18 protein-coding genes are annotated in these 24,588 nt (G+C 55.4%); 15 read left to right on the top strand and 3 right to left on the bottom strand.

The annotated features are described in order from the left end of the window. Positions 1–155: 155 nt before the first annotated feature. From H4J77_RS10915 to H4J77_RS10860, 12 genes are all read left to right on the top strand, one after another. Positions 156–1,304, top strand: coding sequence for a glycosyltransferase family 4 protein (locus H4J77_RS10915; protein WP_182248367.1), 1,149 nt, complete (start codon positions 156–158; stop codon positions 1,302–1,304). Continuing rightward, a complete protein-coding gene (locus H4J77_RS10910) occupies positions 1,301–1,897 on the top strand; it encodes a sugar transferase (RefSeq protein ID WP_182248365.1) in 597 nt (198 codons plus the stop codon). The genes H4J77_RS10915 and H4J77_RS10910 overlap by 4 nt, the downstream gene beginning before the upstream one ends. Continuing rightward, a complete protein-coding gene (locus tag H4J77_RS10905; protein WP_182248363.1) occupies positions 1,894–2,511 on the top strand; it encodes an acetyltransferase in 618 nt (205 codons plus the stop codon). The genes H4J77_RS10910 and H4J77_RS10905 overlap by 4 nt, the downstream gene beginning before the upstream one ends. Positions 2,512–2,567: 56 nt before the next feature. Beyond that, positions 2,568–3,743 carry a DegT/DnrJ/EryC1/StrS aminotransferase family protein gene (locus H4J77_RS10900; RefSeq protein ID WP_182248361.1) on the top strand — a complete coding sequence of 392 codons (1,176 nt, stop codon included), beginning with the start codon at positions 2,568–2,570 and terminating at the stop codon, positions 3,741–3,743. 139 nt (positions 3,744–3,882) lie between these two features. Next, positions 3,883–4,452: a type IV toxin-antitoxin system AbiEi family antitoxin gene (gene abiEi, locus H4J77_RS10895; protein WP_182248359.1), complete on the top strand. Its 570-nt coding sequence runs from the start codon at positions 3,883–3,885 to the stop codon at positions 4,450–4,452. Continuing rightward, positions 4,439–5,335: a nucleotidyl transferase AbiEii/AbiGii toxin family protein gene (locus tag H4J77_RS10890; RefSeq protein ID WP_123890610.1), complete on the top strand. Its 897-nt coding sequence runs from the start codon at positions 4,439–4,441 to the stop codon at positions 5,333–5,335. Before abiEi ends, H4J77_RS10890 begins: the two co-directional genes overlap by 14 nt. A 145-nt stretch (positions 5,336–5,480) precedes the next feature. Further along, positions 5,481–6,362 carry a UTP--glucose-1-phosphate uridylyltransferase GalU gene (gene galU, locus H4J77_RS10885; RefSeq protein ID WP_182248357.1) on the top strand — a complete coding sequence of 294 codons (882 nt, stop codon included), beginning with the start codon at positions 5,481–5,483 and terminating at the stop codon, positions 6,360–6,362. Between the two features lie 21 nt (positions 6,363–6,383). Then, positions 6,384–7,679 carry a UDP-glucose/GDP-mannose dehydrogenase family protein gene (locus tag H4J77_RS10880; RefSeq protein WP_182248355.1) on the top strand — a complete coding sequence of 432 codons (1,296 nt, stop codon included), beginning with the start codon at positions 6,384–6,386 and terminating at the stop codon, positions 7,677–7,679. Positions 7,680–7,682: 3 nt separating this feature from the next. Continuing rightward, on the top strand, positions 7,683–9,323 hold the full coding sequence (gene pgi / locus H4J77_RS10875) for a glucose-6-phosphate isomerase (RefSeq protein WP_182248353.1): 1,641 nt from the start codon (positions 7,683–7,685) through the stop codon (positions 9,321–9,323). Positions 9,324–9,439: 116 nt separating this feature from the next. Next, positions 9,440–10,834 carry a phosphomannomutase CpsG gene (locus tag H4J77_RS10870; protein WP_182248351.1) on the top strand — a complete coding sequence of 465 codons (1,395 nt, stop codon included), beginning with the start codon at positions 9,440–9,442 and terminating at the stop codon, positions 10,832–10,834. A 111-nt stretch (positions 10,835–10,945) separates the two neighbouring features. Beyond that, entirely contained in the window at positions 10,946–12,943 is a 1,998-nt protein-coding gene (locus tag H4J77_RS10865; protein WP_182248349.1) for a nucleoside-diphosphate sugar epimerase/dehydratase, read from the top strand. A gap of 38 nt (positions 12,944–12,981) precedes the next feature. Beyond that, entirely contained in the window at positions 12,982–13,464 is a 483-nt protein-coding gene (locus H4J77_RS10860; protein WP_182248347.1) for a GNAT family N-acetyltransferase, read from the top strand. Positions 13,465–13,557: 93 nt separating this feature from the next. Here the strand turns inward: H4J77_RS10860 and galE are convergent, their stop codons facing one another. From galE to H4J77_RS10845, 3 genes are all read right to left on the bottom strand, one after another. Further along, positions 13,558–14,580, bottom strand: a complete 1,023-nt coding sequence (gene galE / locus H4J77_RS10855; RefSeq protein WP_182248345.1) for a UDP-glucose 4-epimerase GalE — start codon at positions 14,578–14,580, stop codon at positions 13,558–13,560. Positions 14,581–14,637: 57 nt separating this feature from the next. Next, positions 14,638–16,464 (bottom strand): glutamine--fructose-6-phosphate transaminase (isomerizing), encoded by a 1,827-nt coding sequence (gene glmS / locus H4J77_RS10850; RefSeq protein ID WP_182248343.1) that lies wholly within the window; start codon positions 16,462–16,464, stop codon positions 14,638–14,640. Positions 16,465–16,696: 232 nt separating this feature from the next. After that, positions 16,697–18,256, bottom strand: a complete 1,560-nt coding sequence (locus tag H4J77_RS10845; protein ID WP_182248341.1) for a PAS domain-containing methyl-accepting chemotaxis protein — start codon at positions 18,254–18,256, stop codon at positions 16,697–16,699. Positions 18,257–18,542: 286 nt separating this feature from the next. Here H4J77_RS10845 and acnA point away from each other — a divergent pair, with 286 nt between their 5' ends. From acnA to H4J77_RS10830, 3 genes are all read left to right on the top strand, one after another. Then, positions 18,543–21,275, top strand: coding sequence for an aconitate hydratase AcnA (gene acnA / locus H4J77_RS10840; protein WP_182248339.1), 2,733 nt, complete (start codon positions 18,543–18,545; stop codon positions 21,273–21,275). 422 nt (positions 21,276–21,697) lie between these two features. Next, entirely contained in the window at positions 21,698–23,008 is a 1,311-nt protein-coding gene (locus tag H4J77_RS10835; RefSeq protein WP_182248337.1) for a nucleotide sugar dehydrogenase, read from the top strand. 137 nt (positions 23,009–23,145) lie between these two features. Then, positions 23,146–24,573 carry a mannose-1-phosphate guanylyltransferase/mannose-6-phosphate isomerase gene (locus H4J77_RS10830; RefSeq protein WP_182248335.1) on the top strand — a complete coding sequence of 476 codons (1,428 nt, stop codon included), beginning with the start codon at positions 23,146–23,148 and terminating at the stop codon, positions 24,571–24,573. Positions 24,574–24,588: the final 15 nt, after the last annotated feature.

Below are 24,588 nucleotides of genomic sequence, written 5' to 3'. Positions count from 1 at the left end.
GAACCCATCGGATATATACCGCCCGCAGAGGCTGAGGCAAACTACTATCGGCAACTAGCCAGTCAGGCTTCCAAGGTGGCGGCTTGACTTAAACCAAACAGCCTCCGCGAAACCCGGGGCGGTTCATTACGCAGAATTATGTATGAGCGGTGTAGATGGTTGAAATAAACGCTCTGGCTAGCCGCTTCCTTTTAGTTGCTGGTTTTAGTGACTCGTTAATTAATTTTCGTGGCCCCCTTGTAGAGGCGCTTGTTGACGCGGGTCTTGAGGTCCATGCTGCAGCACCCGATTTGACGTCTAACGCTGCAATTGCGAGTAAATTATCCGGCTGGGGAGTGACCTGTCATGACGTTGCGCTGCAGCGAGCGGGGGTTAATCCTGTTGCTGACTTGAAAGGGCTGATTCGGCTTTATTTTTTGATACGCCACATCCAGCCTGACGTTGTGCTTGGCTACACCATTAAACCAGTCATTTACGGCATCTTGGCGGCCTGGTTCGCCAGAGTACCTCATCGCTTTGCACTAATTACCGGGCTGGGTTATGCATTTACTGGGGAGGCGACGGGTAAGCGTAAGGTGATTCAGCAGATGGCTCGCAGTCTCTATAGTCTTGCATTGGCTAGGGCTGAAAAAGTTTTTTTTCAGAATCCGGATGACCAAGCGCTCTTTAGCCAGCTAGGTCTGATTTCAAAGCACTCATCATCCGCTGTCCTAAATGGCTCGGGTATTGATCTTGCTCATTTTCAGCAACGACCTTTAACGCGCGAGCCTGTTGCATTTCTTTTGATAGCCCGCTTATTAGGGGACAAAGGTGTCCGCGAATATGTGGCAGCAGCTCGAAAAGTGAAGAAGGAGAATCCCGAAGTGGTATTCCAACTGGTAGGTTCTGTTGACGAGAATCCTGATTCAGTTCGCCTCGATGAAGTCCAAGCATGGCAGAAGGGTGGAACCATCGAGTACCTGGGCCGTAAGGAAGACGTTCGCGTGGCTATTGAACGCTGCTCTGTATACGTTCTGCCCTCTTACAGGGAGGGTACTCCCCGCACCGTGCTGGAGGCCATGGCAATGGGCCGCGCGATCATTACGACCGACGCGCCTGGCTGCCGCGAGACGGTAGTAGATGGTGACAACGGGTTTCTGGTACCAGTGAAGTCGGTTGACGCGCTGGTTGAGGCAATGACGCGATTTATTGAAGACCCTGATCTGGCTGTGCGAATGGGTAAGCGTTCGCGTGAAATTGCGGTAGAGAAGTACGATGTGCATAAGGTTAATGCTGTAATGCTTAAAGAAATGGGTATTCAATGATCAAGCGCGCTTTCGATATTGTCATGTCGACTTCTGCATTGCTGATGCTCGCTCCGGTTATTGGGTATGTCGCTTGGCAAATCAATCGCCATATGGGGTCTCCTGTTTTATTTCGTCAGGCTCGCCCCGGTCTGAATGGCAAACCCTTCGAGATGATCAAGTTTCGCACCATGAAAGACGCGCTTGATGCTGACGGCAATCCATTGCCTGACTCAGAGCGTCTTACCGCTTTTGGTCAGTTTTTGCGTTCATCCAGTCTGGACGAGCTGCCGGAGCTATGGAATGTACTCAAGGGTGATATGAGCCTGGTGGGTCCGCGCCCGTTGTTGATGGAGTATCTCCCGCTGTATTCGGCTGAACAGGTTCGTCGGCATGACGTTCGCCCCGGCATCACTGGCTGGGCGCAAATCAACGGACGTAATGCGTTGAGCTGGGAAGAGAAGTTCAAGCTGGATGTTTGGTATGTGGATAACCAGTCATTCTGGTTGGATATCAAAATACTTTTTTTGACGGTAAAAAAGGTATTGGTGCGTGATGGCATCAGTGCAGATGGTGAGGCGACCATGTCCAAGTTTACCGGTAGTGGCCGATGAAACGTTTAGCGATATTAGGCGCTAGCGGCCACGGCAAGGTCGTGGCTGAGTGTGGCGAGCTCTGTGGCTGGCAGGATATATGTTTTTTTGATGACCGCTGGCCTGGGTTGCAGCTAAACGGGCATTGGCCTGTAGTCGGCGATACCCATGAGCTTCTTAGTGGTTATGCTGATTTTGATGGCGTGCTTGTTGCTATTGGCAATAATGAAGTACGCCTTGCCAAGTTGCAGCTCCTGATCGATGCAGGTGCAATTGTGCCGACTCTCGTCCATCCAAGTGCCACGGTGAGCCGGTACAGCGCTTTGGGCTTTGGCTCCGTGGTGTTGGCTGGCGCTGTCGTTAATCTTGATTGCCAGATTGGCCAGGGCGTCATTATCAATACAGCGGCAACGGTTGATCACGACTGCACCTTGGGTGCCGGGGTGCATGTCAGTCCAGGCGCGCATTTGGCTGGGGGTGTGTCGGTAGGTGAGCGTAGTTGGATCGGTATTGGTAGCTCAGTGCGCCAGCTGGTCCGCGTTGGGGTTGATGTCACTATTGGCGCAGGTGCTGCAGTGGTGGCTGATACGCCTGATGCTTGTACTCTGGTTGGGGTTCCCGCCAGAGTGCTTTGAACGCTTTGTTTTCTGTTGGCTGGCGCGTTCCGGCCGTCCTCTCTAAAAGGTTTTCTATGCTTAATACCCCTTTCTCGCCCTGGCCGTCCTTCACTGAAGAGGAGGCCAACGCGGCCAGAGATGTGCTCTTGTCCAACAAGGTCAATTACTGGACCGGTCAGGAGGGGCGCGAGTTCGAGAAGGCCTTTGCGGCTTGGGCAGATGCCGACTTTGCCATTGCGTTGTCCAATGGCACTCAAGCGCTTGATCTTGCGTTAAAGGGATTGGGTGTGGGTGAGGGCGATGAGGTGGTGGTGACGGCGCGTACCTTTCTGGCCTCCGCTTCAAGCATTGTGACCGCGGGTGCAGTGCCGGTCTTTGCCGATATTGACCCGGACTCGCAGAACGTAACGGCGCAGACCATTCAAGCGGTACTGACCGAGCGCACTCGCGCCATTATCTGCGTGCACCTGGCGGGTTGGCCTTGCGATATGGACCCGATCATGGCGCTGGCTGAAGCGCATGGGCTATGGGTTATAGAAGACTGCGCGCAGGCGCACGGTGCCCGTTACAAGGGACGCTCGGTCGGCTCTATTGGGCATGCCGGTGCCTGGTCTTTCTGTCAGGACAAGATCATGACGACGGGCGGCGAGGGCGGCATGGTGACCACCAATGACCGCGGGCTTTGGTCGCGCATGTGGTCGTACAAGGATCATGGCAAAAGTTGGGAAGCGGTTTACGAGCGTGCGCACCCGCCGGGTTTTCGTTGGCTGCACGAGAGTTTTGGTACCAACTGGCGTATGACTGAAATGCAGGCGGCGATTGGCCGTATTCAGCTCAAACGTATGCCCGAGTGGACTGCCGCGCGCACCCGGAACGCTGAGCGTATTTGGCAGACCTGTCGTGAGTATCCGGTGGTACGTGTGCCTGAGTTGCCTGCTGATGTGGTGCATGCGCATTACAAGTGTTATGTGCAGGTCTGCCCCGATCGGCTGGCGGCGGGTTGGTCGCGCGATCGTATTGTTACCGCCATAGCTGAACGGGGCGTGCCCTGCTTTCAGGGCTCCTGCTCTGAGGTCTATCTCGAAAAAGCCTTTGATGATACTGGCTGGCGTCCTGCCGAGCGCTTATCTGTCGCGCGCGAACTGGGTGAAACCAGCCTGATGTTTTTGGTTCACCCCACACTGACAGAGGCTGAAATAGCACACACCTGTGCCGCGATCAGCGAGGTGCTGGCCGAGGCAGGTAAATGAGCGTAAGAGCGGTCTAACGTGGTGCTGTGAAGGTGATGATTGAGATGCAACTCATCATCGCTGATTCTCTCGAGTCTCCTTAGCTGGCAAAAACTCCACACTAAGTTACACTTACTGTCACTTTCTGTTGAGTTAGCCTATGCCCAGCGTCGCTATCCCAGTTCAGCCCTTGGCGCGTCTCTATAGAGGCCTGGACGCTTTGGCGTCTGCCGAACGGTATCTGTTTACCCCCGCCGATATGCGTGCGTTGTTGCCTGCTATGAGCGACGCTGCTTATAGAGCGTTGCTTAGCCGCGCCGCCAAGGGCGGGCGTTTGCAGCGGATTTGTCGCGGTCTGTATTTATACGCGCCTGTCCGGCCTGATACTGGCAGGCTGTTGTTTCATGCTGCAGCGCGTTTACGGGCGCATGAATTCAATTACATCAGCCTGGAAACAGCGTTGAGTGATTGCGGCATCATTTCGCAGATCCCACAAAACTGGATAACCCTAATGTCGTCTGGTCGCAGTAGCGAGATTGACTGTGGACGTTGGGGTACCATCGAGTTTATTCATACGCGACAGAAGGCAGCGACTATCGGCAATCAGTTGGCGTATGACCAGTTGTGCGGTATGTGGCGAGCTTGCCCAGCGCAAGCGATGCGGGATATGAAGGCTGCCAAAAGAAGTTTGGAGCTGGTTGATTGGAGTGTTGTTGATGAGCTTGTTTGATCAGTTGGTAGACCAGGCTTTACGACATCAGGCTGAGCTGGCCTCGCTCCGTGTCGTGGTAGAGAAGGAGTTGTTGCATCACGACATTATGCGGGCGCTGAGTGATAGTGGCATGCTGGAGAAGCTCTGTTTTATAGGAGGTACCTGCTTGCGTGCTTGTTATGGTTCAAATCGCTTGAGTGAAGACCTGGACTTTACGGCAGGAGCCCATTTTGCGCGAGCTGACCTGGCGCAGCTCAAGCCAGTGTTGACCGACAGGCTGGAAACCAAATACGGTCTGAGCGTGGAGGTGAGCGAGCCCCGCAAGGAGGCCGGTAACGTCGATACCTGGAAGCTCAAAGTGCAAACCCGCCCCGGGGCCAGAGATCTGCCTGCCCAGCGAATCAACATTGATGTGTGTGCCATTCCCAGCTACATGAGCCAACCTAAAGTATTGCTGAACCCTTATGGTGTAGATATGGGGACGCAGGGGCTGATTCTGAACGCGCAGGCGCTGGAAGAGATTTATGCCGATAAGGTGTTGGCCTTCGCGCTGCGGCGCGGTCGTATCAAGAATCGCGATCTGTGGGACCTGCTTTGGCTTAAACAGCAGGGCGTCAAACCCGCGTTGGAACTAATTCCTGCAAAGCTGAAAGATCACCAATGTGAGCCTGGCGTTTTTCTCGACAAGGCTGAGGGGCGTGCAGCGTCGCTCACGCAGGATAAGCAGACAAAAAAGGATTTCCGCGCCGAAATGCAGCGGTTCCTGCCGACCAAACTGGTCGCTGGCACCGTTGCCGATGACCGTTTCTGGGATTATCTGGTGCACGAAATCCCGCAATTGGTTCGAGACGTAAAACACAGCGTGACGCAAACGCCGAGGCCCCCTTCTTTTGCCATGTAGCGATCAATAGGCATGTGGGCGACTGGTACAATGCGGTTAGGTAGATAGTGCAGCTCACTATTTCAGTAGAGCGATGGCACGAGTCTTGAACTCTTTTGTTCAGAGCCCCGTCTTAGAAACAGGACGTTGATATTCAGGAGTTACTGTGAAAGTTACCAAAGCTGTTTTACCCGTTGCGGGTCTCGGTACGCGTTTTCTGCCCGCCAGCAAGGCGATCCCCAAGGAAATGGTCACTGTGGTAGACAAGCCGGTGATTCAGTATGTGGTGGAGGAGGCGCTAGCTGCCGGCATCAATGAAATTGTGCTGGTTACCCATTCCAGTAAGAAGGCGATTGAAGATCACTTTGATGTGAACTACGAGCTAGAGGCCGAGTTAGAGCGGCGCGGCAAGGATGAACTGCTGCAAATCCTGCACGATATAGCGCCGCCTTCGCTCAAGGTGACTGCGGTGCGCCAGGGCAAGGCGCTGGGGTTGGGGCACGCGGTGTATTGCGCGCGGCCCGTGGTGGGTGATGCGCCTTTTGCTGTGTTGTTGCCGGATGTGCTGGTGGAGCAGTCGGGTGATATGAGCGACCTTAATCTGATGACCTCGCGTTACGCACAGAGCGGTCAGGCGCAGATTATGGTTGAGCCTGTTCCTTATGATCGCGTGCACCAATATGGGGTGGTGGATTTAAACGGCACTGAATTGCGTCAGGGCAAGCATGCGCCGATGAGCAACGTGGTAGAAAAGCCTGCGCGTTCCGATGCGCCCTCTAACCTCGCGATCGTCGGGCGTTATGTTTTGCCGTTTGAAATCTTTGACCTGCTGGCTAAAACCAAGCCCGGTGCTGGCGGTGAAATTCAGTTGACCGATGCGATTGCAACCTTGATGAGCGGCAGCGGCGTTGAGGCTTATCGTATTCGTGGCCGCTCTTACGATTGCGGCAGCAAGCTGGGTTACCTGGAGGCGACCTTGGCCTATGGCCTGAATCACCCGCAACTGGGTGGTGATTTCAAGGCGTTATTGACGCGTTATCAATCCTGAGCAAGACATAGGGAGCTAGTCATGCACCTGGATGTTTATGGCGATACTCTGTGCGCGCTGGTGGCAGCCACGGCGTTAGCGTCATCCGGTAATAACGTGCAGCTACACGTGCCTGAGGGCAATGTGGCCATGCAGTTGGCGCAGGGCGCGTGCCCGTTTCGTGAGCCTGGTCTGGCGGAGATGATGGCGGAGCAGGCCGAGTCAGGTCGTTTATTGCTCTGCACCATGCAAACACCGCCACATCAGGCAAGTTCGGTTGTCTGGTTAGCGCTGAGCCCGGACGCGCTTGAGTTGGCGCATGCGGTGGTCACGGCGCTCCCGACTGATCGCGTGCAGCCCTGGTTGGTAGTGAATCAGTCGACCTTCGCGGTGGGGACCAGTGATAGCTTGCAGCAGGCGCTGAGCGCGCGAGCGGAGCTGTCGGATACCGATTGTGCAGTGGTCAGCTTGCCGGATTTGTTGATCGAAGGTAACGCGCTGCAGAGTTTTATGCGTGCAGATAGTTGGCTGCTGGGGTCTGAGCATCTTTGGGCGCAGAACCTGGTGGCTGAGTTGTTACGTCCGTTTAATCGCCGCCGTGATGCCGTCATGGTGATGAGTTCACGCGAAGCCGAGTTTTCCAAGCTGGCCATTACCGGCATGCTGGCGACGCGTTTGAGTTATATGAATGACATGGCGAATCTGGCCGATACGCTGCAGGTTGATATTGAGCGGGTGCGTCAGGGCATGGGTGCCGACAAGCGCATCGGCGACGCTTATTTGTACCCCGGTTGTGGCTTTGGTGGGCTGAGCTTCTCGCGTGACGTGATGAGCCTGGCGACTACCCTGCAGGGCAGTGGTATGCAGCCGCAGTTGCTGGACGAGGTGCTGCGTATTAACGAGCGACAGAAGGAAGTGTTGTTTCGCAAACTATGGCAGCACTACGGCACTAATCTGCGCGGTCGGCGCGTAGCCATTTGGGGGGTGTCGTTCAAGCCGGAAACCTCCCGTATTGATAACTCACCCGCGCTGAAACTGATGGAGGCGCTGTGGGCGCAAGGCGTTGAGGTGCATGTGCATGATCCCCGGGCCTTGGGCGTGCTGCGTGAGTGGGCTGGTGAGCGTGATGATCTGGTATTGCACGACGATCCCTACGAGGCTGCTGCCGGCGCTGACGCCTTGATGTTGGTGACCGAGTGGAAGGCTTACTGGAGCCCGGATTTGTTCCGCCTGAAGATGAGTATGGCGCACCCGTTGCTGCTGGACGGCCGTAACGTATGGGACCCGGACTTCATGAAGCAAAGTGGGTTTGATTACCTTGGCATAGGGAGGCGCTGAGCAATGCACGAGTCCAGACGCAATAGTGAGGCCTGGCAGGCACTGATGGCCCACGGCGATACCATGCGCGATAAACATCTTGCCGGTCTCTTTGCTGATGATCCGCAGCGGTTTGCTCAGCTGCACCGCGAGTTTGGTCCCATTTTGTTCGATTTCTCCAAGCAGCGTTTGGGGCAGAAGACGCTGGATTGTTTGCTCGATCTGGCCCATGAGCAAAAGCTGCAAGAGCGTATTCAGTCACTGTTTTCTGGCGCGGTGGTTAACCAGAGTGAGCAGCGTGCGGCCATGCACTGGGCGCTGCGTTTGCCAGCCGGGGCTGAGTGTTCGGTCAATGGCGAAGATGTGGCGGCGTTGGTCCACGCGCAACTGGCACGTATGGAGCAAGTGGTGCAGCAGGTACGCTCGGGCCAGTGGCGCGGCGTGACCGGTGAGGTCATCACCGACGTGGTAAACATTGGCGTTGGCGGCTCGGACCTTGGCCCGCTGATGGTTTCCGAGGCATTGACCGATTGGTGTTTGCCCGGCAAATCGCCGCTGCATGTGCATTTTGCCTCCACGATGGATGGTAGTCAGCTATCGCAGTTGCTGGGCGGCCTTAGTGCGCATTCCACGCTGTTTATTATCTCTTCCAAGTCGTTTTCCACCATCGATACCTTGAGTAATGCGGCGACCGCGCGGCATTGGCTTGAGCGCGAGATGGGCGAGCGTCCCGGTTTACTTGGCTGTCACTTTCTCGGCGTTTCCGCTGCGGCGAACAAGATGACCGAGTGGGGCATTGCGCCGCCTAATCAGATGCAACTTTGGGACTGGGTGGGCGGACGCTACTCGCTCTGGTCGGCGATTGGTTTGCCGGTCGCTTTGGCGATTGGTATGCAGGCGTTCCGTGAACTCCTGGCCGGTGCGCACGCGATGGATCAGCACTTTCAGCAAGCGCCTTTTGCTGACAATCTGCCCGTTTTGCTGGGCATGGTTGGGGTGTGGAACACCAACGTGATGGATATTAATGCGCACGCGATCTTGCCGTATGACGGTCGCTTGCAGGCGCTGCCCGATTACTTTGAGCAGCTGGAGATGGAATCCAACGGCAAGAGCGTGAACCTGGCCGGTGAAACGGTCGACTACGCTACCTGCCCGATTGTATGGGGCAACGTGGGCCCTAACGCGCAGCACGCGTTTTATCAGTTGCTGCACCAGGGCACTGAGGCGGTGACCTGTGATTTTATTGTGCCGGCCAAGCGTTATTTGGAAGAGCAGCACCATGCGTCTGCAACCCAATTGGTTGCGCAGCACGAACTGGCCTTGGCCAACTGCCTTGCGCAATCGCGTTTGCTGGCATTGGGTGATGCGGCCGTCGAGGGCGCAGAGCAGTTACCGCTGAACCAGCGCTATCGTGGTAATCAGCCCAGCTCGACCTTGTTGCTGGACGAGTTGACGCCCTACAGCCTTGGCGCTCTGATTGCGCTGTATGAACACAAGGTGTTTGTGCAGTCGGTTATCTGGGATATCAATCCCTTTGACCAGTGGGGTGTCGAGATGGGTAAACGTATCGCCATGGACACGCTCGACTATATTCGCGGCGATAGCGCCGAAATCAATAATGCCGATTCTTCTACCACCGGGCTGCTGGCTCGTATCATGGGTTAAGTCACGCACTGTCAGGCCCCGAATCGAGCGACCTGCTGCCTGATTGCGTGCTACCCGTTTTATCGCTATAGCCCAGCAGGCCCGATCGGCTTGGCTAACTCTTTCAGGGAAAACTCATGTCCGACATTACCTGTTTCAAGGCTTATGATATTCGCGGTCAGCTGGGCACTCAGCTGGATGAAAATATCGCGTACCGTATTGCCCGCGCCTTTGCGCAGTGGCTTAAACCCACCAGTATTGTGTTGGGTGGCGATATACGTGAGAGCACGGCGGGCCTTAAAGCGGCCCTGGCTAACGGGCTGCGCGATGAGGGCGTCGATGTGCTTGATCTCGGCATGGTGGGCACCGAGGAGGTTTATTTCGCGACTTTCCATCTGGGTGTGGATGGCGGCATTGAGGTGACGGCCTCGCATAACCCGATTGATTACAACGGTTTTAAGATGGTGCGCGAAGGCTCTCGGCCCATCTCGGCAGATACCGGGCTGGCGGATATTCGTGCGCTGGCGGAGTCCATGTCTTTTACGTTGGTTGATGGTGTGGACGCTAGCGTTCCCGCTGACAAACGCGGTAAGTACGAGCGACTGGATCTGCGCGATGCCTACATTGAGCACTTGATGGGCTACATCGAGCCTGCGCTGTTTACGCCACTACGGTTGGTGGTGAATGCCGGAAATGGCGCTGCCGGTCCGGCGGTCGATGCGCTGGAGAAGGCGATCAAGCAAGCGGGTATGCCGGTAGAGTTGATCAAGATCTGCCATGAGCCGGACAGTAGCTTCCCGAATGGCATTCCCAACCCGATGTTGTTGGAAAATCGTGCGCTAACCGGCGACGCGGTGAAGCAACATGGCGCTGATATGGGTATCGCCTGGGATGGCGACTTTGATCGCTGCTTTCTGTTTGACGAGCACGGCGAGTTCATTGAGGGGTATTACATTGTTGGCCTGTTGGCCGAAGCCTTTATGCAGAAAGAGGCTGGCGCGCGCGTTGTGCATGACCCTCGCCTGGTGTGGAACACTATTGATCTGGTTGAGCAGTACGGTGGTGTTGCCGTGCAGACCAAGGCCGGGCACGCGTTCATCAAGGAGCGCATGCGTAAAGAAGACGCAGCCTATGGTGGCGAAATGAGTGCGCACCATTACTTCCGCGATTTTGCCTACTGTGACAGTGGCATGATTCCTTGGCTGCTGGTGGCCGAGTTGGTCTGCCGCAAGGGCAAATCCCTGTCTGAGTTGGTGCGCGAGCGCATTGCCGCCTATCCTTCATCGGGTGAGATCAATTTGACGGTCTCTGATGCCCCAGCGGTATTGGCGCGTATTGAGTCGCTGTATGCAGAGAAGGCCTTGAGCATAGAACATGTGGATGGCTTGAGTGTCGCGTTTGCCGAGTGGCGCTTTAACCTGCGTGCCTCTAATACCGAGCCGGTTATCCGTCTGAATGTGGAAAGCCGTGCCGACGCGGCCCTGATGCAGGAGAAAACGGACGAGTTGGTTGCCCAGATCTCTGCTCAGTAACGCCGTTTGAGACGGGCATCAAAGACTTTTCAGGGCGCAAGCAGATAGCGCCCCTGCGCCCTGTTCTATTCTTTATAATGCCAAGCTGTTTTTGGCCTGGTGGAGAGTTAAATGTTCAAGGAGCGCTTGATTGGTTTGAGTTATGCGCAAAAGCGCATTCTTCAAATTACCGTGGATATCATCCTCATTTGGAGCGCTCTCTGGTTATCGCTATTCCTGCGCCTGGGCGGAGAAGAGGATTGGCTATTTCCCTCGACTGAGCAGCTGTGGTTGTTTGTGTTGGCACCGTTACTGGCATTGCCTATCTATATCAAGACGGGGATGTATCGGGCGGTGATGCGCCATTTTGGCAACCAGGCGCTGATCGATATTTTCAAGGCTGTGACCCTGGCTTTTGCCGCATTGGCTGTGGCTGTGCTGATTGGCCGCGATAACGGCTGGCAGGTGCTCTTTCCGCGTGCGGCGATGTTTTCTTACTGGTCGTTAAGCCTGCTGTTTATTGGCGGGCTGCGTCTTGCTGCGCGCGAGTACTTTATGGGTGACTGGCTTATTGGCGGCGGCGTAGGTGCCAAGGCTGCCAACCGGGAGGATGACAGCGGTATGCCCGTGGCCATCTTTGGTGCCGGGGAAGCGGGCAATCAGTTGCTGGCGTCTTTGCGTGTTGGGCGTACGCTCAAACCCCGGGCCTTTGTTGATGATGATCCAAGCCTGGAAGGGCGGATGATTGCGGGCCTGACTGTTTACTCGTCCAATCAGGTGGGGCGCATGATGGCGGAGACGGGCGTGCAGCAGATTCTGTTGGCGGTGCCCTCGGCCTCGCGCTCGACGCGGCAGAAAATCCTGAACCGGTTGGCACCCTTCCCGCTACACGTGCGCAGTATCCCCGGCATTATGGACATTGCGAGTGGCAAGGTGAAAGTAGACGATCTGCAGGAAATCGACGTGGCTGACCTGTTGGGCCGTGACCCCGTCGCACCCGCAGACGAGCTGCTGGAATTCTGTATTCGTGACCAGGTGGTAATGGTCACTGGCGCAGGTGGCTCTATCGGTAGTGAGCTGTGCCGGCAGATTATCAACGCCTCACCCCGCAAGCTGATTTTGTTTGAGCATAACGAATATGGCCTGTACGCCATTCATAGCGAGTTGCAGGGCTGGATTCGTGCGAACGAGCTGGATGTGCTCCTAGTGCCGATTCTGGGGTCGGTACGCAATGGTGTGCGGTTGGAAGACACCATGTCTGCCTGGGGCGTTAACACGGTCTATCACGCGGCTGCTTACAAGCACGTGCCGATGGTTGAGCACAACGTGGCTGAAGGCATCATGAATAATGTATTTGGCACGCTAAAAGTGGCGCAGGCAGCCATCCGCTGCCAGGTTCAGAACTGCGTGTTGATCTCCACTGACAAGGCGGTTCGGCCGACTAATGTGATGGGCGCAACCAAGCGCCTGGCAGAGATGGTCTTGCAAGCGCTGAGCGCTGAACAGGCGCCGAATTTGTGGGGCGACGAGAGCCGTATTCGCTCGGTTAATCGCACGCGTTTTACCATGGTGCGCTTTGGCAATGTGCTGGGTTCATCGGGTTCGGTGATTCCGCTGTTTCGTTCGCAGATTGCGCGCGGGGGGCCGATTACCATTACCCATCCTGATATTACGCGCTACTTCATGACGATCCCTGAGGCGGCTCAGCTGGTAGTACAGGCAGGTTCGATGGGGCAGGGTGGCGACGTCTTTGTGCTGGATATGGGTGAGCCGGTGGCTATTGTTGAGCTGGCCCGCAAGATGGTGATGTTGTCGGGTATGAGCATACGTGACGAGATCAATCCCAACGGCGATATTGCGATGACTTACACGGGGCTGCGGCCAGGCGAAAAGCTCTACGAGGAGCTGCTGCTGGGGGATAACCCATCTCCGACTGCGCACCCGAAAATCCACCGTGCTAACGAGGATTTTGTGGCCTGGAGCGAGTTACGTGCGGTGCTGGATGCTATGCATAAGGCGGTTAATACCGATGCCTATGATGATGTACGTGCATTGTTGCTGAGCACCGTACAGGGCTATCAGCCTGGACATGGTATCGTCGATCTGATTTACGAGCAGCGCCAGGGTTGATCGTTCGTATTTATAGTCACTGTTAATTGGGGTGCCAAGTGCCAAGTGTTGATATTAGAGAAGCAACGATTGACGATTCAGCGTTGATTCTGCGGTTTGTTACAGAACTTGCCATTTATGAAAAAGCTGAGCATGAAGTCATTGCGACTGAAGCCGATATAAAAAAATCATTGTTTGCTCAAGACTCACCGACGCATGCCGTGATTTGTAGCAGCAATAACCAGCCTATCGGTTATGCGGTTTACTTTTTTAATTACTCAACATGGCTTGGCAAGAATGGCCTGTACCTGGAAGATTTATACGTTTCGCCTGAATACAGAGGTGTGGGTGCGGGTAAGGCGCTGCTAAAGCACCTGGCGAAGATCGCGGTAGCTAAGCAATGTGGGCGTTTTGAATGGAGTGTGCTTGATTGGAATGAGCCTGCGATCAACTTTTATCAATCCATTGGCGCAAAGCCGCAGGATGAATGGGTTGGTTATCGGTTGGCTGGCCCAGCGCTGGAGCATTTTGCCAATAGTTAAGATGATAGCGCTCTGCATTGAGCAAACAAAAGGCCACGACATGTCGTGGCCTTTTTGCGTTTGCTGGCGCGCGCTTTCGGCTTTCAGGCGCGTTTAACGGTAGCCATCGGGGTTCTGCTGCTGCCAGCGCCAGGCGTCGGCACACATGGCTTCAAGACCGAGTTCGGCTGACCAGCCCAGTACCTCTGCGGCCATTGCCGGGTCGGCATAACAACTTGCTACGTCTCCGGCGCGTCTTTCTACCAGTTTATAGGGCAGCTCCTTGCCGCAGGCTTGCTCAAAGGCTTTGAGCATTTGCAGAACCGAGTAGCCCGTTCCGGTCCCCAGGTTGAAGGCCTGGATACCCTGCTCGCGCTCCAGCCATTCGAGGGCGCGAACGTGGCCGTCTGCCAGGTCCATAACATGGATATAGTCGCGTACACCGGTGCCGTCGATAGTGTCGTAGTCACCACCAAACACACTCAGATACTCACGCCGACCCACCGCTACCTGGGCAATATAGGGCAGCAGGTTATTTGGAATGTCTGCCGGGTCTTCACCAATGCGTCCGCTGGGGTGAGCGCCCACCGGGTTGAAGTAACGCAGTAGGGCAATGTCCCAGTTTGGCGCGCTGTGGTGCAGGTCGCGCAGAATCTCTTCAATAATCAGTTTAGAGCGGCCATAAGGGTTGGTCGCGCTGGTCGGAAAGTCTTCACGAATAGGTAAGGACGCAGGATCGCCGTATACCGTAGCAGACGAGCTGAACACCAGCTTGTTGATACCTGCTGCCTGCATGGCGCGGCATAGCGTCAGGGTGCCGGTCACGTTGTTGTGGTAGTAGCGCAGCGGCTCGGCGACCGACTCGCCGACCGCTTTTAACCCGGCAAAGTGAATGACCGCATCGATGGCATGATCACTGAACAGCTGGTTGAGTAGTGGCAGGTCGTTGATGTCACCCTGAACCAGAGTAGTGATTTTGCCGGTAATGTCTTCGACCCTGCGCAGCGCTTCTGGGGAGCTATTGCTGAAGTTGTCCAGCACCACGACGGTGTAGCCCGCTTCCAGCAGCTTGATGCAGGTGTGTGAGCCGATATAGCCGGCGCCGCCGGTTACCAGAATGGTTTTATTGGTATCCATCAGTTCTCCGCCTCTGTCTGTCTGGCTTGCGTCAGTGCCTGCTGCTGGGCGCTAGCGTTACTCAACCGTTACCGACTTGGCCAGGTTGCGTGGTTTATCGACGTCCGTGCCCTTCACCAGAGCCACATGGTAGCTGAGGAGCTGCAGTGGCAAAGTATAGAGTATCGGCGATACGCATTCTTCGACCCAGGGCAGGCTGATGGTTTGGACCGTATCGTCTGAGGTCGGCTCTATGGTTTCGCAGGCGAAATTGATCAGCTGACCGCCGCGTGCACGGACCTCTTCCAGGTTGGACTTGAGTTTCTCCAGCAGGCTGTCACTGGGCGCGACGCTGACGACTGGCATGTCGTCATCAACCAGAGCCAGTGGCCCGTGCTTGAGCTCGCCAGCGGCGTAGGCTTCAGCGTGAATATAGGAAATTTCTTTCAGCTTGAGCGCACCTTCCATCGCGATGGGATAGTGGGTGCCACGGCCAAGGAATAGGGCGTGATGCTTGTTGGCAAAGCGCTGGGCCAATGCGGTGATTGCGGGTTCCAGTGTCAGTACCTGCTCCACCATGGCGGGTAGATCGCGCAGGGCATTGACATTGCGGGCGACAAATTCCTGTTTGCCGCGTGCCTGGGCCAGGGCCGTGGTTAGCCAGAGTAGGGCGACCAACTGGGTAGTGAAGGCTTTGGTCGATGCAACGCCAATTTCCGGCCCTGCGTGCGTCAGCAGACGCCAGTCGGCTTCGCGCACCAGTGAGCTGCCTGCTACGTTGCAGATGGCGAGGGTAGCGAGGTAGCCCTGGTCTTTGGCATAGCGCAAGGCTGCCAGGGTATCGGCGGTCTCACCGGACTGCGAAATGGTGATCAGCAGGGTGTTGGCGGGCACCACTACCGTGCGATAGCGGTATTCGCTGGCGACCTCGACCTGGCAGGGAATGCCCGCCTGCGCCTCTATCCAGTAGCGTGCGACTAGCCCTGCGTGGTAGCTGGTGCCGCAGGCCACAATATGAATGTTGGCGATATCGTTCAGACGGGTTTCAGCATCGGGCCCGAGTATGGCGGTCAGCACATGGTCATCGCCCAGGGTGCCAGCCAGCGTATCGCGGATGGCTTGCGGCTGCTCGAAGATTTCCTTGAGCATGAAGTGACGGTATTCACCCTTGTCCAGGCTATGTGCGGCATGCTCGTAACGCGTGATGGGCCGCTCGACCAATTGTTTGTTGCGGTCCCATACGTCGCACTGGTCCAGGCTGATACGGGCGTAGTCGCCTTCTTCCAGATAGCGGAAGCGGTCTGTGACCTGCAGCAGGGCGAGCGGATCGGATGCCAGATACCGCTCGCCGCTGCCTTCACCAATAACCAGAGGGCTGCCCATGCGCGAGCAATACAGGGTATTGGGTTCGGCTTCATGGATGACGGCCAGTGCATAGGCGCCGTGGATTTCATCCAGGGTGGCGCGGAAGGCGGTCAGCATGTCCTGGCTTTGGCGGTAGTGATGGGCTAGCAGGTGGGCTACTACCTCGGTATCCGTTTCTGAGGTGAATACATAGCCTAGCTCGATCAGCTTTTTGCGCAGTGGCGAGTGATTTTCGATAATGCCGTTATGTACCACAGCCAGTCCGGCGGACAGGTGCGGGTGGGCGTTATGCTCGGCGGGTTTGCCGTGGGTGGCCCAGCGGGTGTGAGCGATACCCATGTGACCTGCGGCTGGGGTGGCGGCGAGCGCCTTTTCCAGCTCGATTACCTTGCCCACTGCGCGTACGCGCTGCAGCTGCTGGCTGTCGCTAAGCACCGCGACACCGGCGGAATCGTAGCCTCGATACTCCAGACGGCGCAGACCTTCAAGCAGGATGGGGGTAATGTCTCGATGAGCAATAGCGCCAACAATTCCGCACATAACGATGTCCTTGATACAGGTGCAAAGTTTGCGAGTTTATCATTGCTGCATGGGGGCGGGGGAATATCCTTGGTCTGGTGCTGTCGCCTGTTTAATCCGGCTACCTATTAAACTGAGGACCGGGGGCGGTCTGTCTGGCAATCAGCGTTCTATATCTGACGAAAAGCAGTAGAGCCTGCTCTTCTTTCGGCTGGTCATTACTACCGGCGCGGGATTGCGCGCCAGTTTGGCTTTATCGTCGATTAAAGCGTTCAACCAGGTTAACCTGCTGCTGCGCGGTGGCGGCCAGTTCGCTGCTGAGGTCTGCGCTGCGCAGCGCTTCATTTGAGGTGGTGTCAGCCAGGCTTGCGATATTGGTGACGTTGCGGTTGATCTCCTCTGCGACACTGCTTTGTTCCTCTGCAGCGCTGGCGATTTGACCGGCCATATCATTGATGCGCTCGACCGCCAGGCGGATGCCTTCCAGTGCATCGTCAGCTTCGATGACCTGCGCAACGCCGCGATCGGCTTGCTCGTTGCCTGCGCGCATACTTTCGACGGTGCCCTGGGCTGCCTGTTGCAGGTTGGCGATCAGCGAGTGAATCTGCTCGGTGGATTGCGCTGTGCGGCTGGCCAGTGCGCGTACTTCATCGGCGACCACGGCAAACCCACGGCCTTGTTCGCCTGCTCGGGCCGCTTCAATCGCTGCGTTCAGGGCCAGCAGGTTGGTCTGTTCGGCGATGCCTTTAATTACGTCGACGACAGTGCCTATTTCGCGTGCGTCAGAGGCAAGCTTGTCGGCTACAGTAGACGCGGCGTTAACGGAGGCTGAGAGGCTTTCAATCGCTTGCCGTGCACTGCCGGCAACGGTCTTGCCATGCATTACCAGGTCAATGGCTTCGCGTGTTGCGCTGGCCGTGCTTTGTACATTGCCCGACACTTCCTGGGTGGCAGCGGCCATCTGGTTGATGGCTGCGGCGACCAGATCTGTCTCATTGCGTTGTTGCGAGAGGCCTTCACTGCTTTGCGCTGCCAGCTTGCTGGATTCGCCTGCCTGTCGCGTCAACTGTTCGGCACTGTCGGCAAGCCGGGTCAGGCAGGTTTGCAGCCGAGCTTGCTGGCTGTGAATGGCCATTTCGATCTGGCCGAGCGCGCCTTGGAAAGGCGTATACATTTGGGCGAGCAGAGGGTCAGTGATACTGCTGCTTGCTGCGCCGACAATGCGATTGAGGCGCTGGTCCAGCAGAGCTTTGAGGCCAAGGCCAGCGGGCAAGCCAAGCACCAGCCCCAAGGCAGCCCCTGGCATACCGAGCGCTGCACCTGCCCCGGCGCCGATGGCCAGCATCAGGGCGCTGGGGATGACATGCAACATTATTCCTGACCAATCGGCAGGAACCGCTTTTTTTCCTGCGTTCAGGCGTTTGTAGAGTGCCTCCGCACGTTGCACCTGGCCTGCGGTTGTCTTGACCCGCACTGATTCAAAGCCCTGAATGTCGCCGTGCTCATAAATAGGCGTAACGAAGGCATTAACCCAATAGTAATCGCCGTTCTTGCAACGATTCTTCACGATCCCCATCCAGGCCTGACCTTTTTTCAGGTCTCCCCACATATGGCCGAAGACCGCAGCTGGGGTGTCCGGGTGCCGTACCAGGTTGTGCGGGCTGCCGATCAGCTCTTCGCGCTCGAAGCCGCTGATGTTGACGAAAGCATCATTACAGTAGGTGATGATGCCTTTGAGATTGGTGGTGGAGATCAGGCGCTGCTCTTCAGGGAAGGTGCGCTCTCGCTGGGTGACAGGTTGGTTGTTACGCATGTAAGCGTCCTTGGATGCTCTGGGTGGGAGTAATTCACCCATTTTGTTGTCTATGCTCTGTTAACAGCTTGCACGTGGTGGTGTTTGATCGCCGGTTGCAGGCTTCGATATTCATCAGTACGGTGAAAACCGCTTTACAACGTAATTAGTTCTAATAATGGCCCTGTGCCCTTAACGATAGCTGCAATTCGGTACTGCGATAGCTAAAAGTGTAACTAAGCTTTCAGAGAAGTATGGTCAATCAAGTGCCGATGGCTAGTTAATCGGCCGATAGGAGAAAATCTTAATGTCTGTAGTCAATAGCTTGAAGACGCACTCCACACTGGATGTCGGCGGCAAGACATACCACTTTCATTCACTTGGCAAAGCGGCAGACCAATTGAAGGGGATCGATAAGCTTCCCAAATCACTCAAGGTATTGCTGGAAAATCTGCTGCGTAATGAAGATGGTGAAACGGTAACCCGCGACGACATTCAGGCGATGGCGGATTGGCTCAAGGCTCGGCATTCTGACCGCGAAATTCAATATCGTCCAGCGCGCGTTCTGATGCAGGACTTTACCGGGGTGCCAGCCGTGGTCGATCTGGCTGCCATGCGTGACGCTGTGGCCAAGGCTGGCGGCGACCCGCAGCAAATCAACCCACTTTCACCGGTTGATTTGGTGATTGATCACTCGGTGATGGTTGATAACTTTGCCACCGATGATGCTTTCCACGAGAACGTCGAGATTGAGATGCAGCGTAATGGCGAGCGCTACGCCTTTCTGCGCTGGGGCCAAACGGCTTTTGATAATTTCCGTGTGGTGCCGCCGGGCACCGGTATTTGCCACCAGGTTAACCTTGAGTATCTGGCGCAGAGTGTTTGGGCGGCAGAGGTTGACGGAAAGCTATGGGCTTACCCTGACACCCTGGTTGGTACCGACTCACACACCACCATGGTTAATGGTTTGGGTGTGCTGGGTTGGGGCGTCGGCGGTATTGAGGCGGAGGCAGCCATGCTGGGCCAGCCAGTTTCAATGTTGATCCCTGAAGTTATCGGCTTCAAGTTGACGGGTAAATTACCCGAGGGTATGACGGCGACCGATCTGGTTCTGACGGTCACGCAGATGCTGCGCAAGAAAGGTGTGGTCGGTAAATTTGTTGAATTTTATGGTGATGGCTTGGCTGATTTGCCATTGGCTGACCGTGCCACCATTGCCAACATGGCACCGGAGTATGGTGCGACCTGCGGCTTCTTCCCGATTGACGAAGAGACACTCAATTACATGCGCCTGAGCGGTCGCCCTGATGAGGTGATCGCACGTGTCGAGGCTTACAGCAAGGCGCAGGGCTTATGGCGTGACGCGGGCGATGAGCCTGCCTTTACTGATAGCCTGCACCTGGACATGGGCGAAGTGGTTGCCAGTCTGGCCGGGCCCAAGCGGCCGCAGGATAGGGTCGCCTTGCCGGATATTCCCAGCGCCTTTGACGATCTGCTGGCGCTGCAGGTAGCCCCGGCAGACCAGGAACAAGCGCGCCTGGAAGGTGAAGGCGGTGGCGGTACCGCCGTTGGCGCACAAAACGCCGAGGCCGCTATTATGGTGGATGGCAAAGAGTACGTGATGAGCCACGGCGCGGTGGTGATCGCGGCGATTACCTCCTGCACCAATACCTCCAACCCCAGTGTCATGATGGCTGCCGGTTTGGTCGCCAAAAAGGCGATTGAGCGCGGCTTGATGCGCAAGCCTTGGGTCAAGTCATCATTGGCGCCGGGCTCTAAAGTTGTCACCGACTATCTGGACAAAGCGGGGCTGACTAATTATCTGGATCAGCTTGGCTTTAATCTGGTGGGTTATGGCTGCACCACCTGTATTGGTAACTCGGGACCATTACCGGATGAGATCGCCCACGCCGTTAGCGAGAACGACCTGGTGGTTTCCGCCGTGCTCTCGGGCAATCGCAACTTTGAAGGTCGCGTGCATCCCCAGGTGAAAGCCAACTGGTTGGCATCGCCGCCGCTGGTTGTAGCCTATGCACTGGCCGGTAACACACGGCTGAATCTGACCGAGGAGCCGCTGGGGCTGGATGCCGACAACAAGCCGGTGTTTCTCAAGGATATCTGGCCAAGCAACGCTGAGATCGCCGAGGCGGTGGCACTGGTTGAAGATGGCATGTTCCGCTCGCGCTACGCCGATGTGTTTAGCGGCGACGAACATTGGCAGTCCATCAAGATCAGCGAAGGTAAAACCTACGCCTGGCAGGATGATTCCACCTACGTGAAGAATCCACCGTACTTTGATGAGATTGACCAGCCATTAAAGCCATTGGTTAACGTCGATCAGGCGCGCGTGCTGGCGGTGTTTGGTGATTCCATTACCACTGACCATATCTCGCCAGCAGGCAACATCAAAGCCAGCTCACCGGCTGGTGAATACCTGCAAAGCCTTGGCGTGAAGCCAGAGGACTTCAACTCGTATGGCTCCCGGCGCGGTAATCATGAAGTAATGATGCGCGGCACCTTTGCCAATATCCGCATTCGTAACCGCATGCTGGGCGGCGAAGAAGGCGGTGAGACCATTCATACGCCGAGCGGCGAGCGGATGTCGATCTACGATGCGGCCATGCGGTATCAGCAGGATGGCACGCCATTGGTCGTGCTGGCGGGTAAGGAGTACGGCACTGGCTCCAGCCGCGACTGGGCCGCCAAGGGTACCAATCTGCTGGGCGTCAAGGCTGTGCTGGCAGAAAGCTTTGAGCGTATTCACCGCTCCAACCTGGTTGGTATGGGCATGTTGCCGCTGCAGTTCAAGGATGGGCAGAGTGTCGCTAACCTGGGGCTGGATGGTCACGAGCTGATCGACATTGAAGGTATCGATGACGATTTGAAGCCGGGCCAGACCCTCAAGGTGGTGGCAACCACCAGCAAGGGCGACAAGGTCAATTTCGAGGTGTTGTGCCGTATTGATACCGGTAACGAGATTGATTACTTCAAGGCGGGAGGCATTTTGCATTACGTATTAAGGGACCTTATTGGCGCTTAATCGACCAACCAGAGCTCTAGTTAAGCTGAATATAGCTGACTCTATGGTCAAAAAAAGCCCCGGCGCTATGCGTCGGGGTTTTTTTTGGTTCATGAGGTATGTATGGTCATGCTTGCTTTGTGTCTCGTTATCAGGCTGGTCCTGTTTTTTATTTTAATTAATTCAGAGTCTTAGCAAGCGCTTTAATTATGACGCCAAATTTCTGTAGCGGTTTTAACGAGTTATAGATAAAAACAATGTCCGTTTTTGTGATCTGGCTTGCATAACAAAACATTTGAAGGCATTGTTTTTCGCAACGAAAGAGCCACTCACCCAGGCTCGTAAAAAAAATTGAACCCGGTTTGCATAATAAAACCAACACGGAAGTTGGGGGCGCAAGTGTTAACTTGCCACGTATTCGTTAAGCTATGGAGTGATCGAACATGCAAATTAGTATCTTTGGATTGGGCTATGTGGGTGCTGTATGTGCCGGCTGCTTGTCGTCCCGTGGCCACAATGTTATTGGCGTTGATGTATCACAAACCAAGATTGATCTGATCAATCAGGGTAAATCTCCGATTGTAGAGCCAGGGCTGGGCGAATTGCTGCAGGCTGGTGTGCAGGCGGGTCTTTTGCGCGGTAGTACCGACGTGCAGGAAGCGGTACTCAACTCTACTCTGTCTATGGTCTGCGTCGGGACGCCGAGTAAGCGAAACGGCGATCTGGATCTGGTTTATATGGATGCGGTATGCCGCGAGATTGGCCAAGTCCTGCGCGACAAAACGCAGCGCCATACTGTCGTTATCCGCAGTACCGTCTTACCTGGCACTGTTACCAACGTTGTAATCCCTGCTCTGGAAGAGACCTCAGGCAAGAAGGCTGGTATTGATTTTGGCGTGGCGGTTAATCCAGAGTTTCTGCGCGAAAGCACGGCCATCAAGGACTACGATTTCCCGGCGATGACGGTGATTGGTGAGCTGGATACAGCCTCCGGTGATGAGCTTGAAGCGCTGTATCAGGAGCTTGATGCGCCTATCTTCCGCAGAACCATTGCGGTAGCGGAAATGATCAAATACACCTGCAACGTCTGGCATGCTGCCAAGGTGACCTTTGCCAATGAGATTGGCTCTATCGCCAAGGCCTGCGGGGTAGACGGGCGCGAAGTGATGAATATCGTCTGCCAGGATCACAAGCTGAACATTTCCGCCTATTACATGAAGCCTGGGTTTGCGTTCGGCGGCTCCTGCTTGCCCAAAGACGTGCGTGCCTTGACCTATCGGGCTGGCCAGTTGGATGTACCTCATCCGATGCTCGCCGGTATTATGGATAGTAATAGCAAGCAGATAGAGCGTGCCTTTGACTTGATAGCAAGTCAGGGTAAACGGCGTATTGGTCTGCTTGGGCTTAGTTTCAAAGCAGGTACTGATGACTTGCGTGAAAGTCCATTAGTCGAGTTGGCCGAAAAGCTGATCGGTAAAGGCTACGAACTGCGCATCTACGACGAGAATGTTGAGTATGCGCGTGTGTTTGGTGCTAACAAAGAATATATCGAATCAAAAATCCCTCATGTTTCCTCATTGTTGCATACCGACTTGCAGCAACTAATAGCTGACTCCGAAGTGTTGGTATTAGGTAACGGCGATCCGCAGTTCGCCGCCTTGGTTAATGAACCCAATAAAGATAAACACGTTATCGATCTAGTTGGCTTTATGCAGACTTCAAGTGCGGATGGGCTTGAAGGGATTTGCTGGTAACTCATTGTCTTAACTGGGCTTCGTAACAGTACAAGTTGTAGTCGATCTCAGTCATTAAGCGTGTGCCACGAGATTACTTTGTACGTTCAAGTGCTGTTGCGCGAGAACGATAATCGAATAAGTACTGGGAGAGCGCTATGGTTCCATTGATCTTGTCGGGCGGCAGTGGCACACGCCTCTGGCCGTTGTCACGTAAACAGTTCCCTAAGCAGTTTCATGCCTTGACTGGTGAGCGGACGTTGTTCCAACAAACGTTAGCGCGCTTAAAGTTGCCGGGTATTGAGGCGCCTATCGTTGTTTGCAACAAGGAACACAAGTTCATCGTCGATGAGCAGTTGAACCAAATTAAGGTGCGCGCGCAGGAGATCATGCTGGAACCCTTTGGTCGTAACACGGCGCCTGCGGTAGCGCTGGCAGCGATGCACCTGATTGGGCAAGGCCGTGACGAGTTGCTGTTGGTACTGCCTGCTGACCATCTGATTACCGATGAAACTGCGTTTAATGTTGCTGTGGAATGCGCACGCGAGGCAGCTGAAAACGGCGCCATGGTGCTATTCGGTGTGCCAGCGCATAAACCTGAGACTGGTTACGGTTATATCAAGGTGGGTGCCAGAGACAGTGGCCCTGTCGCTGGCTCGATGCGGGTAGAGCGCTTTGTCGAGAAGCCTGATCTGGCGACCGCTCAGACCTACGTAGAAGACGGCGGCTATTGCTGGAATAGCGGGATGTTTTTGTTTCGCTGTAGCACCTACCTGCAGGAGCTGGAGCGCTATTCCCCTGACATTCTTGAAGCCAGCCGCCTGGCGCTGGATCGTAGCCTGTGTGAAGAGGGTCGCATTCACATCAATGCCGAGGCGTTTGCTTCTTGTCCCGACGACTCGATTGATTATGCCGTACTGGAAAAAACAGAAACGACCTGTGTCGTGCCGATGAGCGCGGGCTGGACTGATGTAGGTAGCTGGTCTGCCCTGTGGGAAGTGCAGGACAAGGATGAGCAGGGCAATGTAGTGGTGGGCGACTCGCTGTTACAGGATGCGAAGAACAACTATGTGCACGCCACCAGCAAAATGATTGCCATGGTCGGTGTTGAGGATTTGGTAGTAGTTGAGACGCGCGACGTGGTCATGATTGCTCATCGCGACAAGACGCAGCAAATCAAGGATGTGGTTGGGCGGCTGACTCAGGATGAGCGCGATGAGGTTAACAACCACGTACAAGTCTTTCGGCCATGGGGCAGCTATGACTCGGTCGATCTGGGCGAACGCTTTCAGGTCAAGCACATCACTGTTCAGCCGGGTGCGCGGCTGTCGCTGCAGAAGCATCATCACCGTGCTGAGCACTGGGTCGTTGTGCGTGGTACCGCTCAGGTGACCTGTGATGAGAAGACCTTTTTGCTGACCGAAAACCAGTCAACCTACATTCCTATCGCCTCGGTGCACCGTTTATCCAACCCAGGGAAAATCCCTTTGGAAATCATAGAAGTACAGTCTGGTAGCTATCTCGGTGAAGACGATATCGAGCGGTTGGATGATGTCTACGGACGCACTCCGGCAATGAGCCAGTAAACCAAGGAGCAGGTT

The organism is Pseudomonas sp. 5Ae-yellow (genome assembly GCF_014077575.1).
Taxonomy (GTDB): Bacteria; Pseudomonadota; Gammaproteobacteria; order Pseudomonadales; family Pseudomonadaceae; genus Halopseudomonas; species Halopseudomonas neustonica.
The sequence above is the reverse complement of the archived record's forward strand: the minus strand, read 5'-3'. Positions and strand labels throughout refer to the sequence as shown.

Coding starts and splice junctions, on each gene's coding strand:
- H4J77_RS10915 (WP_182248367.1), top strand. CDS start 156: ATGGTTGAAATAAACGCTCTGGCTAGCCGCTTCCTTTTAGTTGCTGGT.
- H4J77_RS10910 (WP_182248365.1), top strand. CDS start 1,301: ATGATCAAGCGCGCTTTCGATATTGTCATGTCGACTTCTGCATTGCTG.
- H4J77_RS10905 (WP_182248363.1), top strand. CDS start 1,894: ATGAAACGTTTAGCGATATTAGGCGCTAGCGGCCACGGCAAGGTCGTG.
- H4J77_RS10900 (WP_182248361.1), top strand. CDS start 2,568: ATGCTTAATACCCCTTTCTCGCCCTGGCCGTCCTTCACTGAAGAGGAG.
- abiEi (WP_182248359.1), top strand. CDS start 3,883: ATGCCCAGCGTCGCTATCCCAGTTCAGCCCTTGGCGCGTCTCTATAGA.
- H4J77_RS10890 (WP_123890610.1), top strand. CDS start 4,439: ATGAGCTTGTTTGATCAGTTGGTAGACCAGGCTTTACGACATCAGGCT.
- H4J77_RS10880 (WP_182248355.1), top strand. CDS start 6,384: ATGCACCTGGATGTTTATGGCGATACTCTGTGCGCGCTGGTGGCAGCC.
- pgi (WP_182248353.1), top strand. CDS start 7,683: ATGCACGAGTCCAGACGCAATAGTGAGGCCTGGCAGGCACTGATGGCC.
- H4J77_RS10870 (WP_182248351.1), top strand. CDS start 9,440: ATGTCCGACATTACCTGTTTCAAGGCTTATGATATTCGCGGTCAGCTG.
- H4J77_RS10865 (WP_182248349.1), top strand. CDS start 10,946: ATGTTCAAGGAGCGCTTGATTGGTTTGAGTTATGCGCAAAAGCGCATT.
- galE (WP_182248345.1), bottom strand. CDS start 14,580: ATGGATACCAATAAAACCATTCTGGTAACCGGCGGCGCCGGCTATATC.
- glmS (WP_182248343.1), bottom strand. CDS start 16,464: ATGTGCGGAATTGTTGGCGCTATTGCTCATCGAGACATTACCCCCATC.
- H4J77_RS10845 (WP_182248341.1), bottom strand. CDS start 18,256: ATGCGTAACAACCAACCTGTCACCCAGCGAGAGCGCACCTTCCCTGAA.
- acnA (WP_182248339.1), top strand. CDS start 18,543: ATGTCTGTAGTCAATAGCTTGAAGACGCACTCCACACTGGATGTCGGC.
- H4J77_RS10835 (WP_182248337.1), top strand. CDS start 21,698: ATGCAAATTAGTATCTTTGGATTGGGCTATGTGGGTGCTGTATGTGCC.
- H4J77_RS10830 (WP_182248335.1), top strand. CDS start 23,146: ATGGTTCCATTGATCTTGTCGGGCGGCAGTGGCACACGCCTCTGGCCG.